Annotated in this window: 11 protein-coding genes and 3 pseudogenes; 11 read left to right on the forward strand and 3 right to left on the reverse strand. The window is 57.9% G+C overall.

What is annotated here, in order from left to right; all coding sequences use genetic code 11:
• Nucleotides 1-28 precede the first annotated feature (28 nt).
• From RGM3321_RS13520 to RGM3321_RS13555, 8 genes and pseudogenes are all read left to right on the forward strand, one after another.
• Nucleotides 29-1,785 (forward strand): annotated as a pseudogene (locus RGM3321_RS13520) (ATP-binding protein).
• A gap of 6 nt (nucleotides 1,786-1,791) precedes the next feature.
• Nucleotides 1,792-3,123: pseudogene (locus RGM3321_RS13525) on the forward strand (sigma-54 dependent transcriptional regulator).
• Nucleotides 3,124-3,346: 223 nt separating this feature from the next.
• Nucleotides 3,347-5,719, forward strand: coding sequence for a PAS domain-containing protein (locus tag RGM3321_RS13530; protein WP_244393446.1), 2,373 nt, complete (start codon nucleotides 3,347-3,349; stop codon nucleotides 5,717-5,719).
• Between the two features lie 134 nt (nucleotides 5,720-5,853).
• Nucleotides 5,854-7,548: a molecular chaperone HscC gene (locus RGM3321_RS13535; RefSeq protein WP_244393447.1), complete on the forward strand. Its 1,695-nt coding sequence runs from the start codon at nucleotides 5,854-5,856 to the stop codon at nucleotides 7,546-7,548.
• Between the two features lie 5 nt (nucleotides 7,549-7,553).
• Entirely contained in the window at nucleotides 7,554-9,188 is a 1,635-nt protein-coding gene (locus RGM3321_RS13540; RefSeq protein WP_244393448.1) for a J domain-containing protein, read from the forward strand.
• 173 nt (nucleotides 9,189-9,361) lie between these two features.
• A pseudogene (locus tag RGM3321_RS13545) lies at nucleotides 9,362-10,275 on the forward strand (MFS transporter).
• 425 nt (nucleotides 10,276-10,700) lie between these two features.
• Nucleotides 10,701-11,018 carry a hypothetical protein gene (locus tag RGM3321_RS13550; protein WP_244393449.1) on the forward strand — a complete coding sequence of 106 codons (318 nt, stop codon included), beginning with the start codon at nucleotides 10,701-10,703 and terminating at the stop codon, nucleotides 11,016-11,018.
• Nucleotides 11,019-11,156: 138 nt separating this feature from the next.
• Nucleotides 11,157-11,780, forward strand: a complete 624-nt coding sequence (locus tag RGM3321_RS13555; RefSeq protein WP_244393451.1) for a flavin reductase family protein — start codon at nucleotides 11,157-11,159, stop codon at nucleotides 11,778-11,780.
• Here RGM3321_RS13555 and RGM3321_RS13560 read toward each other — a convergent pair whose 3' ends face one another.
• The gene (locus RGM3321_RS13560) at nucleotides 11,781-12,020 is read right to left on the reverse strand and encodes a hypothetical protein (protein WP_057404449.1); all 240 of its coding nucleotides are present in this window, start codon (nucleotides 12,018-12,020) and stop codon (nucleotides 11,781-11,783) included.
• Between the two features lie 166 nt (nucleotides 12,021-12,186).
• Here RGM3321_RS13560 and RGM3321_RS13565 point away from each other — a divergent pair, with 166 nt between their 5' ends.
• Together RGM3321_RS13565 and RGM3321_RS13570 are read left to right on the forward strand one after the other, a co-directional pair.
• Nucleotides 12,187-12,357, forward strand: coding sequence for a hypothetical protein (locus RGM3321_RS13565; RefSeq protein ID WP_244393453.1), 171 nt, complete (start codon nucleotides 12,187-12,189; stop codon nucleotides 12,355-12,357).
• A gap of 127 nt (nucleotides 12,358-12,484) precedes the next feature.
• Complete coding sequence (locus RGM3321_RS13570) at nucleotides 12,485-13,981, forward strand: MDR family MFS transporter (RefSeq protein ID WP_244393455.1); 1,497 nt, start codon at nucleotides 12,485-12,487, stop codon at nucleotides 13,979-13,981.
• Between the two features lie 14 nt (nucleotides 13,982-13,995).
• On the opposite strand, the gene RGM3321_RS13575 is transcribed toward RGM3321_RS13570, so the two are convergent.
• Both RGM3321_RS13575 and RGM3321_RS13580 read right to left on the reverse strand, forming a co-directional pair.
• Entirely contained in the window at nucleotides 13,996-15,129 is a 1,134-nt protein-coding gene (locus RGM3321_RS13575; RefSeq protein ID WP_244393456.1) for a DUF3396 domain-containing protein, read from the reverse strand.
• A 481-nt stretch (nucleotides 15,130-15,610) separates the two neighbouring features.
• Nucleotides 15,611-16,255, reverse strand: coding sequence for a TetR family transcriptional regulator (locus RGM3321_RS13580; RefSeq protein ID WP_244393457.1), 645 nt, complete (start codon nucleotides 16,253-16,255; stop codon nucleotides 15,611-15,613).
• Between the two features lie 255 nt (nucleotides 16,256-16,510).
• Here RGM3321_RS13580 and RGM3321_RS13585 point away from each other — a divergent pair, with 255 nt between their 5' ends.
• On the forward strand, nucleotides 16,511-17,671 hold the full coding sequence (locus tag RGM3321_RS13585) for an efflux RND transporter periplasmic adaptor subunit (protein WP_244393458.1): 1,161 nt from the start codon (nucleotides 16,511-16,513) through the stop codon (nucleotides 17,669-17,671).
• Nucleotide 17,672 lies beyond the last annotated feature (1 nt).

Consider the following 17,672-nt stretch of genomic DNA (forward strand, 5'->3'; position numbering starts at 1 on the left):
CGCCAGTGGAGTCCGATCAGGCCGCAACATGACGCTCAAGCATCGTTACTGGCGCATTACCCTGTATGTGCTGCTGATTATGGCCGGTGCGGTGCTGTGCGTCGGGCTTGCGATGCGTCAGGCCCAGCGTCACGCGCTGTCAGAAGATGCGGTGCGTGCCGAAGGGCAACTGACACTGTATGCCAATACTCTGCATACCCTCATCGAACGTTATCGCGCCCTGCCCTCTGTTCTGGCACTTGACCCGGAGATTCGTGCGGCGTTGAGCGGTCCGGTAGCCGCCGACGTGCAGAACGCACTCAATCTCAAGCTGGAAAAAATCAACAACACGGCGCATTCATCGACGCTTGAATTGCTCGACCTGCACGGTCTGGTGATCAGCGCGAGCAATTGGCGCGCACCCAACAGCTATGTCGGCCACAACTACGGCTTTCGCCCCTACTTCCTGCAAACCCGGGCGCAGGGTACCGGACGCTTTTACGCGGTCGGTGTGACCAGCGGAATCCCTGGGTACTTCTTGTCCAGTGCGGTGGTGAGCGATACAGGTGCCTTCATCGGTGCGATGGTCGTGAAGCTGGAGTTTCCGGACCTTGAGCAGGAGTGGGGTCAGGGTGACGATCTGCTATTGGTCAGCGATGAAAAAGGCATCGTCTTCATTGCCAATCAATCGGGTTGGCGCTATCGCGAGCTGCTGCCTATTTCTGTGGAGGACCGCGCCGACCTGCTGCGCACGCGCCAATATGACAAGAAAGTATTGTCCCCGCTGCGCAGCCGGGTCATCGACAGCTTTGGCGAAAACAGTCATTTAAGCCGTGTCGAAGGCCCGGATGGCACCACGGATTATCTCTGGCAGTCGCTGCCGCTGCCCGATGAAAACTGGACCATGCACCTGTTGCGCAAGCCACCCACGTCCAGCGAGGACATTCGCAATGCGGGCCTCGCCGCAGCGGGCATCTGGCTAGCACTGGTATTTCTGCTCTGTTTCTCTATCAACGCTGGCGACTGGCGCGATTACGGGAGCGCAACCGGGACGAACTGGAGCACCTGGTGCAAGAGCGCACCCGTGATCTGCAAACCGCGCAGGACGGTCTGGTGCAGTCGGCCAAACTGGCGGCGCTGGGGCAGATGTCGGCAGCGCTGGCCCACGAAATCAACCAGCCGCTGACTGCCCAGCGCATGCAACTGGCAACCCTGCGGCTGCTGCTGGATCAGGGCCGAATCGATGAAGCCTGCAAAGCGTTGGCTCCAGTCGATCAACAATTGACACGCATGGCCGCCTTGACCAGCCATCTGAAAACCTTTGCCCGCAAGAGCCCCAGCGGTTTGCGCGAGAGGCTGGACCTGGCCACGGTAGTCGATCAGGCCTTGCTGTTGCTCGATCCGCGCCTGCGCGAGGAGCACATCGACTGCGTGCTGCATCTGTCACGTCCCGCGTGGGTGCGTGGCGATGCCATACGTCTGGAGCAGGTGCTGATAAACCTGCTGCGCAATGCACTGGACGCCGTGCGCGAGCGCCCGTCCAGACGCCTTGAAGTGCGTATCGACGCCATCGACAAGCAATGGCGGCTCAGCGTCAAAGACAACGGAACGGGGATCGCCGAGGAAAACCTGGCCAGTATTTTCGATCCGTTTTTCACCACCAAACCTGTGGGCGATGGTCTGGGCCTTGGCTTGGCCGTGTCATATGCCATCATTCACGAACTGGGCGGGCAACTGAAGGCGCAAAACCATGCCGAAGGTGCTGTGTTCTGGTTCAGCCTGCCCAATGACTTTCTGGAGGCCTGACCCGGCATGTTGAACTCGGTCATCGTGGTAGACGACGAGGCACCCATTCGGCAAGCCGTCGAGCAATGGCTGACGCTGTCGGGGTTTGAGGTGCAAGTCTTCGCCCCTGCAGAGGAGTGCCTGGCACAGCTGCCGGAACACTTCCCTGGTGTGGTGCTGACCGACGTGCGCATGCCGGGCATGAGCGGTCTGGAACTGCTGAGCCGACTGCAAGGCATGGACACGGACCTGCCGGTCATCCTCCTCACCGGCAATGGCGATGTGCCGATGGCTGTAGAGGCGATGCGCGAAGGTGCTTATGATTTTCTGGAAAAGCCCTTCAGCCCCGAAACTCTGATCAGCAACCTGCGGCGCGCTGGAGAAACGCCAACTGGTACTGGAAAGCCGCCATCTGCATGAACAGGCCGATGCAAGAACTCGACTGGACGCCACGCTGCTCGGCGTGTCGCCCGGCCTGCAGACCTTGCGCCGCCAGGTGCTTGAGCTCGCGCAACTGCCGGTCAATGTAATCATTCGAGGGGAAACCGGCAGCGGCAAGGAATTGGTCGCTCGCTGCCTGCACGATTTCGGTCCACGCGCCGGCAAACCTTTTGTCGCGCTCAATTGCGCGGCCATCCCCGAGCATCTGTTCGAAGCCGAGTTGTTCGGGCACGAAAGCGGCGCATTTACCGGTGCACAGGGCAAACGTATCGGCAGACTGGAATATGCCGACGGCGGCACCGTGTTTCTTGACGAAATCGAGAGCATGCCCATGGCGCAACAGGTCAAACTGCTGCGCGTTCTGCAAGACAAGCGCCTTGAACGGCTGGGTTCGAATCAGAGTATCGATGTCAACTTGCGGATCATTGCTGCGACCAAACCGGACCTGCTTGAAGAGGCCCGCGCCGGGCGCTTCCGTGAAGATCTGGCCTATCGCCTGAACGTTGCCGAACTGCGCCTGCCGCCGTTGCGCGAACGCCTTGAAGACATCGCGCAACTGTTCAGCCACTTCGCCCGAGCCGCCGCCGAACGCATGGGCCGTGAAGTGCCGCACTCAGCGCCACGCGCCTGACCCAGTTGCTCAGCCATGACTGGCCCGGCAACGTACGCGAGCTGGCCAATGCGGCCGAGCGGCAGGCGCTGGGCCTAGAACTCACCCCGACGCAGCCCGATATCCAATTGCAGGGGCACTCTCTGGCAGCACGCCAGGAAGCCTTCGAAGCACAATGCCTGCGCGCTTCGCTGACCCGTCACAAAGGTGATATCAAGGCTGAGCTCAACGAACTACAACTGCCGCGACGGACGCTGAACGAGAAAATGCAGCGCCATGCTCTGGTACGGGAAATGTTCCTGAGCTGATGGCTGCGGACCTCCTGTATGGCTTCTTCCGGCGATAACCGAACATTTTCCGCGCTGCCGGGTCTGCATACTGTCCCGGCTATGTAAGGTCGTGATGGCTGGATAGTTTCAAGGCATAATGACATCATACCCGCCTGGCTATTAAGCTCACATTGGCAGTCCGAAAGTTGGGGCATTTTCTACCGTGAATACTCCCCTCGACCTCCCACTGGGAGGCGGCGATATGGGCCGGCTTATCCGAGAGACAGACTGGTCGACGTCTGCGCTGGGACCCAAGCAAGCATGGCCAGCAGCGCTACTGTCATCAATGAACCTGATGCTCAGTTGCCCCGACAGCATGTATCTGCTTTGGGGGCCGGACTTTGTCCTGTTTTTCAATGACGCCTATGCCCAGGTTTTGCCCGTTGCAGCAGAGCAGGCACAAGGACAACCCATTGCCTCGGTGTGGGGTGATGCCTGGGAGGCCGTGCGCCCGCTGGCCGAGCAGGCGCTTGGTGGACACAGCCGCCGGTCTGACAATATTCAGCGCACCATCGTCCGCAACGGCAAGCCCGAGCAGACCTGGTGGTCGCTTTCCTATTCGCCGCTGTACGGCGATAGCGGCCTGATCGAGGGCGTGTTCTGCCGGGTCAATGAAACTACGTCCCAGGTCATTGCCCAGGCCCGACAAAGTGAAAACGAAGCGTTTACCGACCGTGTTTTGTCGAGCATCAATGATTGCATCAAAGTGCTGGACCTCGATTCGCGCCTGACCTTCATGAGCGAAGGCGGCCAGCAGATCATGGAAGTCAGCGATTTCAATGCGATTCGCGGCTGCCCCTGGCCCGATTTCTGGCAGGACCAAGGTAATCTGGACGCCATCGCGGCTGTCGAAGCGGCCCGCGCGGGTCAGAACGCCAGTTTCATGGGCTCGGCGCGAACCCTGGCGGGCACCGTCAAATGGTGGCATGTGCAAGTCAGTCCGATCTTCGGCAAGGACGGCAAGCCGGAGAAAATTCTGTGCGTGTCTCGCGACATGACCCAGCTTCGAGACGCGGAACAAGCGCTGATATCTCTCAACGAAACGCTTGAGCAGCGTGTGATCGAGCGCACCCGTGACCGTGACCGCATCTGGCGCCTGTCGACTGACCTGATGCTGGTGGCGCAGTTCGACGGAATCATCTGCGCGGTCAATCCGGCCTGGACTCAGGCTCTGGGCTGGTCGGAAGAACAACTGCTCGACAGCCAGTTCCTGGGGCTGGTGCATCCTGAAGACGTGGACATTACGCTGGCCGCCATGAGCGGGCTGGAAAACGGCCAGACCATTCCTCACTTCAAGAATCGCTATCGTCATCTGGACGGTTCGTACCGGACCATCTCGTGGACTGCCGTGCCGGACCAGCAATTCATCCATGCCGTCGGCCGTGACATTCAGGCCGAGGAAGAGGCCAATGAAGCGTTGCGGCTGTCCCAGGACGCCCTGCATCAAGCGCAGAAACTGGAGGCTATCGGCCAACTGACCGGCGGTGTGGCGCATGACTTCAATAATCTATTGACGGTGATTCGCTCCTGCAGCGACCTGTTGAAATCGCCGAACCTTGAAGAGCATCGCCGTGTGAAGTATGTCCAGGCCATTTCCAGTACGGTAGACCGGGCGGCTCGTCTGACCGGTCAGTTGCTGGCCTTCGCCCGCCGTCAGGCCTTGCAGCCGGAAGTGTTCGATGTCTGCAAGAGTGTGGCGCGTATTGGTGAGATGATGGATACCCTCACCGGCGCACGCATTCAGGTGAACATCGACCTGCCTGCCGAGCCGTGCTTTATCTTCGCCGACGGTAGCCAGTTCGATACTGCGCTGGTCAATATGGTGGTCAACGCCCGCGATGCAATGTCGGGCGCGGGCCGACTCAGCATAAGCGTTGAATGCGCTGCCTGTCCCACTGCCGATCAGCCTGCCTCACTCAGCGATGGCGATTATGTGAAGGTGTCGCTGACCGATACCGGCGCAGGGATCGCCAAGGAAAAACTGGGCCTGATCTTTGAACCGTTCTACACCACCAAAAGCGTGGGACAGGGTACAGGGCTGGGCTTGTCGCAGGTATTCGGCTTTGCCAAACAATCGGGCGGCGAAGTGCTGGTTGAAAGCGAACTGGGCAGAGGCAGCTGCTTCACGCTATGTCTGCCAAGTGCAAAAAATCACGAAGTCGTCGCGCAGGACAAGCACTGCACGCCTGCCGCATTGCCCGGTCTGTGCGTTTTGATGGTCGAGGATAATCAGGACATCGGTACTTTTACCCGACCGATGCTTGAGCAGCTTGGTTTTCAGGTGCTTTGGGTCAAGAGTGCCACCGAGGCGCTGCATGAGTTGTCCGGTAACCCGGAAAACTTTCATGTGGTGTTCTCGGACATCGCGATGCCCGGCATGAGCGGGCTGGAACTGTATGCCGAAATCGAAGCTCGTTATCCCTGGATGCCGGTCGTCCTCACCTCCGGCTACAGCACTGAATTTGCAACGATCGCTCAGGACGAAACACACCGCTTCGACCTGTTGCAAAAACCCTACTCCAGAGAAGATCTGGCAGCGATCCTGCACAGGGCGGTGAGTCGCACTGGAGAATAATAATGCTGCAAAGGCATCCTGACGCGGGGTGCCAGCAGGCATTCCCGACGCATAAAACGAAGACAACAGCGGTCGCCTTGATTCAGAATCACGCAAAACATTGCAACAATCCTTGAGCAGGGAGCATTTTAGAGATGATCGTCGGTATTGACCTGGGCACCACCAACAGCCTGGTGGCTGTCTGGCGCGACGGCAGCAGCGAGCTGGTTACCAATGCGTTGGGAGAAACACTGACTCCAAGTGTGGTCGGACTGGACGACGAGGGGCAGATTCTGGTCGGCAAGGCGGCGCGCGAACGTCTGCAAACTCACCCGGACAAAACCACGGCGCTCTTCAAACGTTACATGGGCAGCGCTCAGGAGATTCGCCTGGGATCTGCCACCTATCGCCCGGAAGAGTTGTCTTCGCTGGTACTCAAGAGTCTTAAAGCCGACGTCGAGCGTGCGTTTGGCGAGCCTGTCACCGAGGCGGTGATCAGCGTTCCGGCGTACTTCAGTGACGCTCAGCGTAAAGCGACGCGCATTGCCGGGGAGCTGGCCGGCCTCAAGGTCGAGAAGCTCATCAACGAGCCGACAGCAGCAGCCCTGGCCTACGGACTTCACCAGAAGGAAGGCGAAACCTCGTTTCTGGTCTTCGACCTGGGCGGCGGCACGTTCGACATCTCGATCCTCGAACTCTTCGACGGCGTGATGGAGGTGCGTGCCAGCGCAGGCGACAACTTCCTGGGAGGTGAAGATTTCGACCGTCTGCTGGTGGAGCACTTTCTGACCCTGCACCGAGATGAGCAGAACTTCCCCGGCAAGGAACTGGTAACGCCCTCGCTACGACGTGAAGCCGAGCGCGTGCGCAAGGCGCTGGGCCAGGAAAACAGTGTCGATTTCGTGCTGCGCCATGCAGACCGCGAATGGCGCAAGACAATCACGCAAGAGCAGATGAACGATCTGTTTTCGCCTCTGCTGGCCCGCCTGCGCGCACCCATCGAGCGGGCCTTGCGCGATGCGAAAATTCGCGTCGCAGATCTGGACGAGATCCTGCTGGTGGGCGGCACTACACGCATGCCGCTGATCCGCAAACTGGCTGCGGGGATGTTCGGGCGTTTTCCGGCCATCACGCTCAACCCGGATGAGGTCGTCGCGCAGGGTGCTGCGATTCAGGCAGCACTCAAGCAGCGCGATGCGGCGCTGGAAGAAGTCGTTTTGACCGATGTGTGCCCCTACACCCTGGGTATCGAAACCACACAATATGTGTTCAACGGCTATCAGTCCGGGCATTACCTTCCGATCATCGAGCGCAACAGCGTGGTGCCGGTCAGCCGGGTGCGTACCGTGAACACGGTTGCCGACAACCAGGAGCACGTTCTGCTGCGGATCTTTCAAGGTGAAAGCCGCCTGGTCAAAGACAACATCGCGCTGGGCGAACTGAATATTCCCGTGCCGAAAGCCAAGGCTGGCGAGGTCGAACTGGACGTGCGCTTCACGTACGACAACAACGGCCTGCTGGAGGCCGACGTGCGGATCCAGATGACCGGCGAAAATCACAAGCTGGTTATCGAGAATAACCCCGGGGTCATGACACCCGCAGAAATCCGTGAACGACTCAAGGTGCTGGAAGCACTCAAGGTTCATCCTCGCGAACAACAGGTCAACACTCACCTGACAGCACGTCTGGAACGGCTCTATCAGGAGTATCTGGGCGAGGCACGTGAAACCATCGGGGTCTGGGCTGCACAGTTCCAGCGCGTGCTGGAAACCCAGGATGACCGGCAGATCAATGAACTGCGCAAACAACTCGAACAGGAAGCAGACCGTTTCGAACGAGGTGAATGGTGACGGCAATGGATTGCTGGAGCGTACTGGATCTGGGCCATGATGCCGACGAGCGCAGCATCAAGCGTCAATACGCCAGGCTCTTGAAAATCACGCGCCCCGACGACGACCCGGTTGCCTTTCAGGCTCTGCGCGATGCTTACGAGCAGGCGCTGGACTGGGCAAGAAATCGTGGCGAAGACGACGATGAGGGCAGTGACGTGTGGTCAGCTGCTGGCCAATTCCCCGAATCGCTGCCCCTTGATGAGCCTGCGCTGGTAGTCCGGCCGGACCATCGACAGGTACACTCGGCATTCGACATGACCGAGCCTCCTGCCCGCCCGGCAGTAGAGTTGAGCTGGTATGAGCAAGCGTGTCAGACCACACCGGAAAATTTGCATTCACAACGTCAGATCGCGCAGGACCAGGGCTGCGATGAGCTCTTCCAGCAACATCTGGCCCGGCGTTGCCTGCTGGACCCGGAGGACAATCAGGCGCTGATCAAGGCCGCCGTCGAACAACTGCACTGGCTGACACCTTGGCAAAAAGTGCAGCTCAGGACTCATCAGTCGCATCGGCTGACCCAGGCACTGCTGGACAGCTCGCTAGAGTCATTTCATGCAATGCTCGAAAACAACGAGGAACGTGCCTTTCTCGATGCGCTCAAGGCACTCCGGCAGCAGCCATGGCTAACATCATTTGATCGCCAGGAGCAACTTGAGCAGTGGACCATGACACTGCTGCTCAACAACCATGACTGGTCGCCTGCCCTGTTCGAACGCTTGAGCAGCCTTTTTGCCTGGGATCAGAAACATGACGTGTATGCAGGGCCGCTTTCCCTGTGGATGAATTTGGTCCAGCGCTGTGAAAAGAAGGCATTCGTCGCCCGCCAGCAGCAACTGCTCGCAGCCTCACAAGACAGTCCCGAGGCCATTGCTGCGCGTCTTCTTCTGCAACCGCCACCCCTGGATGAAAGGCTGCGACTGGCAAGGCACGGCAATCAAGAGCTGTGGCAAGCCTGCGAAAAACTGGCGTCCGACCTGACTCACCGGTTCCCGGATGCCATGCAAGAGTTCCCGGACGCCGACGTACAATCCTGGCGTAAATTGCCTGAGCAGGTGTCATTCAATCCCAACCTCAGAGCCTATTTTTTCGGCGCATTGACAATCTTCACGACGGCATCACTGGACCCTTCCAGCAGCAAAGCCACCTGGTACGAAATAGCTGGCATTGCGCTGACCGCGCCGGTTTTCCTCTTGCTTGTCATCCACATATTCATGTCGTTCTGGCGCCCTTTCGCTGAACGTATCAAGCCGGTGGATATGCGCTGGAGTGCGCGCTTGCTGCCCGACTACCTGAGCTGGCCCGGTTATCAGGCGCTGGCGCTGCGCCACGGTATTCCGATCGTCACGCTAGGCTATGTCTGTGTACAGAAAGGGCCCGTACTGGCAGCGCTGTATGGCGCTATCCTGCTGCTATGGATCGTGCTGTCGCCGTACCGGATTTCAGGTTTTCAGGACGCCATCTCCGTCAGGACCGGAGGCTGGGATAGCGTGAAGGCCTTCTGCGTCAGAAATACCTTCAAGGCAATCATGATCGTTCTGGGTCTGATGCTCGCCTTCGTGGTAGGCGTGATTGTGTTCGGGCCTGCACGCGGTCACTAACCTCGCTTGAGCACTTATCGGCAAGAATCCGCTTATCTATTTTGTACAGACAAGCGGATTCTTGCTCATCAAACGGCTCGACCGCTCTGGAACAAGCCCCTATGGTGTGGCACAGCTCCTGCTATGGAACTGGTCAGGGCAGCGCATGCCCCTTTCTAAAAATAAATAATGAAATCAAGGAACACCATGGAAACTTCCAATCCCGCCTCCAACGGGCCGGCTGCCAGCATCGCCAGCCAAAAACCACTTCCAGCCGTTTAAAATCCATTTTCAGTGGCTCGGTCGGCAACATGGTCGAGCGGTACGAATGGTACGTCTACGCCGCTTTCTCGCGGTACTTCGCCAAAGCGTTCTTCCCCAAGGGCGACACTACCGCACAGTTGCTCAACATCGCTGCGATTTTTGCCGAAGGAACGTCGCGGCTTCTTTTCCAGCTTCCAGTACGTCACGCTGATTTCCGGCCAACTCATCGCGCTGGGCGTGTTGATCGTGCTGCAGCAGACGCTGACCACCGAGCAACTGTATGCCTGGGGCTGGCGTATCCCGTTTGTCATCGGTGCCCTGTGTGCAGTCGTCGCGCTGTTTCTGCGTCGTGGCATGGAAGAAACCGAGTCGTTCACCCGCAAGGAAAAGGCCAAGGAAAGCCTGATGCGCACATAGATGCGTCATCCCAAGGAACTGATGACCGTAGTCGGTCTGACGATGGGCGGGACCCTGGCTTTCTATACCTACACCACATACATGCAGAAGTATCTGGTCAACACCGTCGGCATGAGCATCACCGACTCGACCTCGATATCAGCGGCGACGCTGTTTCTGTTCATGCTGTTGCAGCCGGTGATTGGCGCCCTGTCCGACAAGGTCGGGCGGCGTCCGATCCTGATTGCGTGCGCTGGGTGTCGGCCTGCCGTATGCACTCACGGTGTCGATTTTCGGCGGTACTGCGGAATACATCGCACTGTGATTCAAGAGCATCGGCATGGAAACCGGCTACTACTGGTACGTAACCGTGTGCATCGCCTGTTCGCTACTGGTGTATGTCTTCATGAAAGACACGCGCCAACATTCGCGCATCGAGACAGATTGATCGCCCTTGATTAACGACCCTGACTGGCATGCCAACGCCTGAGTTGGCATGCCGCTCCCATGCCAGTGTGAGGAACATCAATATCGGCTACATCGATACAACCGCCATCACCATCCCCTTAAACGATGTGGGCACTTGCTACAAAGTGTTTCAATACAGTGCGCAATTTTGGGATTTTCCAGCGATAAGACATTGAAAAAAATAAGCTTCTATTTTGTCAAGAGGGTTTATTACAAGATTTTTCAAAATATGCACTCCAATAATGCAATATCGCCTGCGAGGCCCGAAATCAGAGCATCACAGCCAACTATCATTTTCAGCGATGGTCGCTAGCAATCCGATTAACTTCTTAATAATCCGCTGGCGCGTAGCATTGCCTCCATACCGGGATGACAACTCACCCGACACTCATTGGAGACATCATCATGAAAACCACTAAATTGATCTTCGGCCTGGCTTTCTCTGTTCTGGCTTCAAGCGCCTTTGCACTTCCAGTCACAACTGTTCAAAGCGATATGTCCAGCTCGACCATCGTTGCTGAAGGCGGCACCAAACACACTAATGTCGGTTCAATTCGCGTCGCTGCTGACGGCGCAGACCGTGTCGGTGCAAACCGTCAGGCTGCCGATGGTGCAGACCACGTCGGTGCCAACCGTCTGGCCGCTGATGGCGCGGACCGTGTCGGTGCAAACCGTCAGGCTGCCGATGGCGCAGACCGTGTAGGTGCCAATCGTCTGGGCTGATAACCCACGCAACACCCCAAGCCCGGCCGATGTCGGGCTTCTTCATGTCTGGCAGGCGTGAAATACACGCTGCTCTGGCATCCTCCGCAAATGCGCAGCACTATGTCCGCATTCTCTAGAGCCCATCAGGAATCGAGCATGTCAGACGCTATTTACTCCTACGAGCCTTCCAAGGGTCACGGCCTGCCGCATGACCCGTTCAACGCGATTGTAGGCCCACGCCCGATCGGCTGGATTTCATCGCAGGATGCCAACGGCAAATTGAATCTGGCACCCTACAGTTTCTTCAATGCGTTCAACTATGTGCCCCCCATCATTGGGTTCTGCAGCGTCGGTCGCAAGGACAGCCTCAATAACATCGAGCAGACCGGTGAGTTTGTCTGGAATCTTGCGACCCGCTCGCTGGCTGAAGCCATGAACCAGAGCTGTGCCCCCGTAGCGCCGGATGTCAGCGAGTTCGAACTGGCCAACCTCACGCCGCTGGCCTCCCATATCGTATCGGTCCCACGTGTGCTTGAAACGCCGGTGTCGTTCGAATGCAAAGTCACGCAGATCATTCAATTGCAACGCGCCGACAAGGAACTGGTGCCCAGCTGGCTGATTCTGGGCGAAGTGGTAGCCGTACACATCGAGAAATCCCTGCTCAAGGACGGCGTTTATGACACCGCAGCCGCCGAGCCGATCCTGCGTGGCGGCGGTCCTGCAGATTACTTCCAGCTTGGGCCGGAAGCGCTGTTCAAGATGTTCCGCCCAGGCGCCTGATCAGGAATCGCCCCATACCGGTTCGCCCTCGGCATCAATGTCGATCAGCCGCTGCAGTTCCTGTACAGCGGCCAGGTCGGCGTCATCGGCAGTCTTGAACTTCTGGTCCGGCAGCAGCGCATGAAAGCGCGGCGCTCCGCCGGCACCCAGCGCCTTGATGGCAATTGCCGCGTTGTACCCCTGCTCGGAAGGCATCACTGCCGACACCACTTCAAACCCGTTGTATTCCTTGCGTGCCATGCGTCTGGACCCTGCTCATAAATCAAAGCGCGAATTCTAGCGCGTCTTCCAGCGCATTCGTCACGCAGCAAGCTACAGATGATGACTACCGACGCAAGCTCCAACCTTGTCCTACACTTTAATCAGTTCTTTCAAACTGCTCTGTAGCCGAGGTAAGGAGTGCGTCATGAAAGTCAGAACAAGAAAATGCATGGTTGTCATAGGTGCTCTCGCGGTCCTGGCGGTATATACCGCAGGGGCCTATCGTAACGAACTGGCTCGTCAGGCCCCACAGGTCGCCAGTTGCACCTTTGGCCATTGCGTGCCGACCGACGCAACCTTCAGCGCCTTGCGATGACGCTTGCGGAGCATGAATTGCGTCATCGTTCAGCAAAGGCAGCTATCGATTAGCAAGCTATCGGATTAGACTGGCCAGACTCTCCCGCCACACTTGCGGCGGGTCAACACTGCCATCAGGTTTTGCCTTGACCAGTCTTACTCAAACGCCTCCGGCCATTCGCAGCATTCTGTTTGCGTTGATGATGGCGGTATTGCTCAGCGCGCTGGATCAGACCATCGTTGCCGTTTCGATGCCTGCCATTTCCGCCCAGTTCAGGGACATCGATCTGCTGGCGTGGGTCATTTCCGCGTATATGGTTTCCCTGACCGTTGCAGTGCCGATCTACGGCAAGCTGGGCGATCTTTACGGGCGGCGTAAACTGATGCTGTTCGGCCTGGGGCTTTTCACCCTCGCCTCTTTATTCTGTGGCATGGCGCAGAGCATGGAACAGCTGGTGCTGGCGCGCGTCCTTCAAGGCATCGGTGCAGGCGGCATGGTTTCGGTAAGCCAGGCAATCATCGCCGACATTGTTCCGCCTCGTGAGCGGGGCCGCTATCAGGGTTACTTCAGCAGCATGTACGCCTTGGCCAGCGTTGCGGGCCCGGTGTTGGGCGGTTTGATGACCGAATACCTTTCCTGGCGCTGGGTGTTCCTGATCAATCTGCCCTTGGGGGCCGCCGCGCTGATCGTTGCATATCGAACCCTGGTCGGCCTGCCGGTGCCGCAGCGCAAACCGATTATCGACTACCTGGGTACGGTGCTGATGATCATCGGCCTGACCGCGCTGCTGCTGGGAATTACCGAAATTGGTCAGGGGCATGGTCTGGGCGATTTCGAGGTTCAGCTGTTACTGGGCACCGCCCTGCTGACGCTGGGCATTTTCGTCTGGTACGAACGCCGCACCGCCGAGCCCCTGTTGCCCATGCACCTGTTCACCAATAAAAGTGCCGTGCTTTGCTGGTGCACGGTGTTCTTTACCAGCTTTCAGGCTATTTCCCTGATTGTCCTGATGCCGTTGCGTTACCAGACCGTCACCGGCGGAGGTGCAGACAGTGCCGCTCTGCACCTGCTTCCGCTGGCGATCGGCATGCCGATGGGTGCCTATTTCGCCGGGCGACGCACTGCGCAAACCGGGCGCTACAAACCACTTATCCTGACCGGGGCGTTGCTGATGCCCATCGCGATTCTGGGCATGGCCTTCACGCCTCCCCAATCGCTGATAGCGATGAGCCTGTTCATGATCCTTACCGGCATCGCCACCGGCATGCAGTTCCCCACCTCATTGGTCGGCACACAGAACTCGGTTCAGCCGAGGGATATGGGCGTAGCCACCAGCACAACCAATCTGTTCCGCTCGCTGGGTGGTGCAGTAGGCGTAGCATTGATGTCGGCGCTGCTGCTGGCCATGTTGCAGCATACCGGTGTCGGTCTGCCCGGCTCGGGAGCGTTGGGTGGCGAAGGCAGTTCCGGTAATGTCCTGCTCGACAGTCTTAATGCAGCAACCGGACCGGCGCTGGAAACACTACGAGCCGAACTGGCGCTGACCTTCAGAAATCTGCTGATCACCAGTGCGGCCATTTCGCTGCTCGGCCTTGCCGCAGCCGTAGCAATGCCCAATACGCTATTGCGAGGCCGGGATTAGCTCGACGCGCAGGCTCAGGACGGCATACCGGCCCAAAACCACTGGGTTTTCTTGCTTTTTATATGGGCGAACGCTGGCATGAGTTCACCTTCGTCGAAATGTCGACGAGAGCCAAACTGTGCGCTGCTGAACCAGCAGCCTGATCGAGGGCATACCTGCCCCGCATCAACCGGCGGCAGCGGCTTTTCATCAAATCGCGCATACCATTGCGCAGTGGTTTCCTCGGTAAAGCCGATTCCGGGAGCAAGGTAGGGATGAAGGTTGCCGGTGTCCTGCAGGCGAACCGGTTTGATCATCCGGTTGACCGTCACATAGGGTTGCGGCGGCGGCAGGCCTCGACCACCCAACTCAGGCACCGCACCGGCCCGAATAATCAACCCGTTGCGATAGCTATGAAACACGATGTCGCTGTGCGCGCTCATCTCGCCCCGCAATCTGTCGCTACCTCCCAGCTGCCTGACAAACCCTTCGCCCAGCACCGTGTACCAGCTGACACCCTTTATACGGTCCAGCAAACGCAGGCTTTCAATGTGCGGGCCGGGATCGACCATCAGCCCGATGTAGTCCTGAGCCAGTCGATACTCCCAGGGTAAATACTGGTGCCCATCGCAAGGCAGTACACAGGCGAGCCCGCCAAAACCATGCTCGGCCTGCACTTCGCTGCTTAGATAGCGGAGCCAGTCCTCGTAGTTCTTCAAACCGTCAGGCTCGGTCAGGCAGGACCAGGGCAATACCATTTTCAGGCAAGAGCGATCGTTGTCGGCCTGCCCCTGTGGGGTGTTCATGACAAACAGGCTGTACATGGCGACCTCGGCCTGGGTCGCACTGGCGATAGACCAGATGAACTGCTCATCCGGGGGGCTCTCGATAACCTGACGCCGGGTCGTCGCAAACCCCGATGCGCTCAAGCGGCGCATGCGCTTGAACAGCTGCCATTTGAGTTTCGGCTTGAATGCGTCATAGAAGCGCGAAAAGCAGGCTTCGACCCGACGCTTCATCTCCAGCGTGTGACCATTGCGGAAATACAGCGTGGTGATCAACCCAAGTCGAATGACGGGCGTCCCCAATTCAGAATCCATGGCAACCCGTTCGGATTGCTGCATGACTCCGGCCAGTAGCCTCACAGCATCAGTTGTAGTGTCCGACATGCTCTGCCCTCCCCTTGATCGAGAGAGCCAGATTTACGCTTATGCCTGCATGCCCTTTGCATGTTTCGATCACGCCCGACACAGACCTGCGCTCGTGCAAGCCACGCTCCTGTCCACGCTCGTACACTTCAGCGGATCTGGCGCTGACTTCAAGGCACATAGGCGCAAGATTCGGCAAAAACATGCAACCTTCCTCTCTTCTGATCTTTTCGGAGCCGAAGAGTGAAGGGAGTTTTCCCGCGGGGCAATACTCGGAAATTACTTTGGGAAATCAGCTACATGTATCAGGAAATGTCCTACCCGCTTCCTACAATATTTTGTCGGATCAATACCCGGTCGACAGCAATCGGTGAGTGCAATAGATCAGGACGGGTAAACAGTCGGTAAACACACTGTATAAAAAACACGAATTGGAGTTAGGCTTTGTATGAGAGATAACGGCCCGACTGAACCGGCATGCTCCAAGGCCTGTCATCTTCAGTCAGGAAGCCTTACTGATTCTTAGCGTAGGGCTAAAGTGCAGCATGTCCAGACACACATCAACCAGTTGCTCGGCCTCTGCCGGCAATGAAAAGCTGTCTGGAACCAGCAGCCATTGATAAATAATGCCATTGACGTAAGAAAACAGGGCGACTGCGGCCCGGGCAGTGTCGAGCTCTTTGGGAAGTTGCCCCTGGCGCACGGCATTGTTCAGCCCCAGAGTGATCTGGTCGTGGCACTGTATGGCGTTGTCCTGGCGCTGACGACGAAAATCACACATCTCGTCAGTAAACTCGCACTTGTGAAACAGGATTTCATTGATGCGACGGGTTTTCGGGTCCAGTGCGAGCTCATGAAACAAATGAATCAAAAGATTTCTCATACAGCCCAGTGGGTCTTCTTCCTCTTCGCTCTGACTGGCCTGCGCCATTTCATCGAGCGGTTCCTGAAGGCTGTCGAGCATTGCCTGAACCAGATCGGCCTTGTTGTTGAAGTGCCAGTAAATAGCTCCTCGCGTCACACCGGCAAGCGTTGCAATGTCAGCCAGCGTGGTGCGGGCGACGCCTCGCTCATAAAAAGCCTGCTCGGCAGCCTCCAGAATCTGGCTGCGAGTGATCTGAGCTTCCTCTTTGGTGCGACGAACCATGGCAATAAAACCTCAAAAAATTCACCTCAGGCATGCGTCTGGCGGCAGACCTGGAGATATGACCGGGCGGCATTTGTCTCGCCTTGTCCCGAATTGGCGGTCGGCACTGTGAATAGTGGCCGAATGCGCACCGCGGGTGTTTACAAACAGCCGCGAATGTAAGTATATTCCTTAGCATGCTACTTATCTAGCCGAAATATTTTTTAACACTTCAACGTACTGTTGAGACAACAGGCTCCTGCCCCGAGGATCTTCATGCAATTCAAGCCAGCTGTTACCGTTCTGGTCACTGCCGTCGCCCTGGCAACCCTGCTCAGTGGCTGTAGCAAGAAGGAACAGGCGGCCCCGCCTGCGCAAACCCCTCAGGTCGGCGTCGTTACCCTCAAAGCACAGCCCTATACCCTGACCACCGAGCTGCCAGGCCGGACCACTGCATTCCGCGTCGCCGAGGTACGCCCTCAGGTCAACGGCATCATTCTCAAACGTCTGTTTACCGAAGGTGGCGACGTCAAAGCCGGTCAGCAGCTTTATCAGATTGACCCGGCTGTCTATGAGGCCAATGCCAACAGCGCCAAGGCGACTCTGCAGTCCGCCAAGTCGATGTCTGACCGCTACAAGCAACTGGTCAGCGAGCAAGCGGTAAGCCGTCAGGAATACGACACCGCCCAAGCATCCACGCAGGAAGCTCAGGCCGCCTTGCAGACCGCCCAGATCAACCTGCGCTACACCAAGGTGCTGGCACCTATTTCCGGTCGTATCGGCCGCTCCGCAGTGACCGAAGGCGCACTGGTCAGCAGCGCCCAGACCGATGCGATGGCAACCATCCAGCAGCTCGATCCGATCTACGTGGATGTGGTTCAGTCGTCTGCCGACATGCTCAAACTGCGCAATGACCTGGAAAGCGGCAAGCTGCAGAAAGCTGGCGACAACGCGGCCAAGGTCAAGCTGACGCTGGAAGACAACAGTGTCTACGGCCAGGAAGGCAAGCTGGAATTCTCCGAAGTATCGGTTGACCAGACCACAGGCTCGGTAACCTTGCGCGCCGTGTTCCCGAACCCGGAACATCGCCTGCTGCCTGGCATGTTCGTCCACGCGCAATTGCAGGCTGGCGTCAGTGCGAAAGCCATTCTGGCGCCGCAACAAGGCGTGACCCGCGACCTGAAAGGCACGCCGACCGCCATGATCGTCAACCAGGACAACAAGGTTGAAATGCGTACGCTGGTGGCCAACCGCACCGTGGGCAGCGACTGGCTGATCGAAGACGGCCTTAAAGAAGGTGATCGGGTCATTACCGAAGGCTTGCAGTACGTCAAACCAGGCGCCGAAGTGAAAGTCGCCGAAGCGACCAACGTCAAAGGAGCAAACCCGGCACCTGCCCCGGCCACTGAAAAAGCCGCAGGCAGCAAAGGGGAGTAAC

The sequence above is a fragment of the Pseudomonas sp. RGM 3321 genome (assembly GCF_022836805.1).
Classification (GTDB): Bacteria; Pseudomonadota; Gammaproteobacteria; order Pseudomonadales; family Pseudomonadaceae; genus Aquipseudomonas.

Bases quoted from the DNA above. Each gene is read 5' to 3' on its own strand.
- RGM3321_RS13575 (WP_244393456.1), bottom strand. From the start codon at position 15,129: ATGTCGGACACTACAACTGATGCTGTGAGGCTACTGGCCGGAGTCATG.
- RGM3321_RS13530 (WP_244393446.1), top strand. From the start codon at position 3,347: ATGGGCCGGCTTATCCGAGAGACAGACTGGTCGACGTCTGCGCTGGGA.
- RGM3321_RS13565 (WP_244393453.1), top strand. From the start codon at position 12,187: ATGAAAGTCAGAACAAGAAAATGCATGGTTGTCATAGGTGCTCTCGCG.
- RGM3321_RS13560 (WP_057404449.1), bottom strand. From the start codon at position 12,020: ATGGCACGCAAGGAATACAACGGGTTTGAAGTGGTGTCGGCAGTGATG.
- RGM3321_RS13535 (WP_244393447.1), top strand. From the start codon at position 5,854: ATGATCGTCGGTATTGACCTGGGCACCACCAACAGCCTGGTGGCTGTC.
- RGM3321_RS13585 (WP_244393458.1), top strand. From the start codon at position 16,511: ATGCAATTCAAGCCAGCTGTTACCGTTCTGGTCACTGCCGTCGCCCTG.
- RGM3321_RS13580 (WP_244393457.1), bottom strand. From the start codon at position 16,255: ATGGTTCGTCGCACCAAAGAGGAAGCTCAGATCACTCGCAGCCAGATT.
- RGM3321_RS13550 (WP_244393449.1), top strand. From the start codon at position 10,701: ATGAAAACCACTAAATTGATCTTCGGCCTGGCTTTCTCTGTTCTGGCT.
- RGM3321_RS13555 (WP_244393451.1), top strand. From the start codon at position 11,157: ATGTCAGACGCTATTTACTCCTACGAGCCTTCCAAGGGTCACGGCCTG.
- RGM3321_RS13540 (WP_244393448.1), top strand. From the start codon at position 7,554: ATGGATTGCTGGAGCGTACTGGATCTGGGCCATGATGCCGACGAGCGC.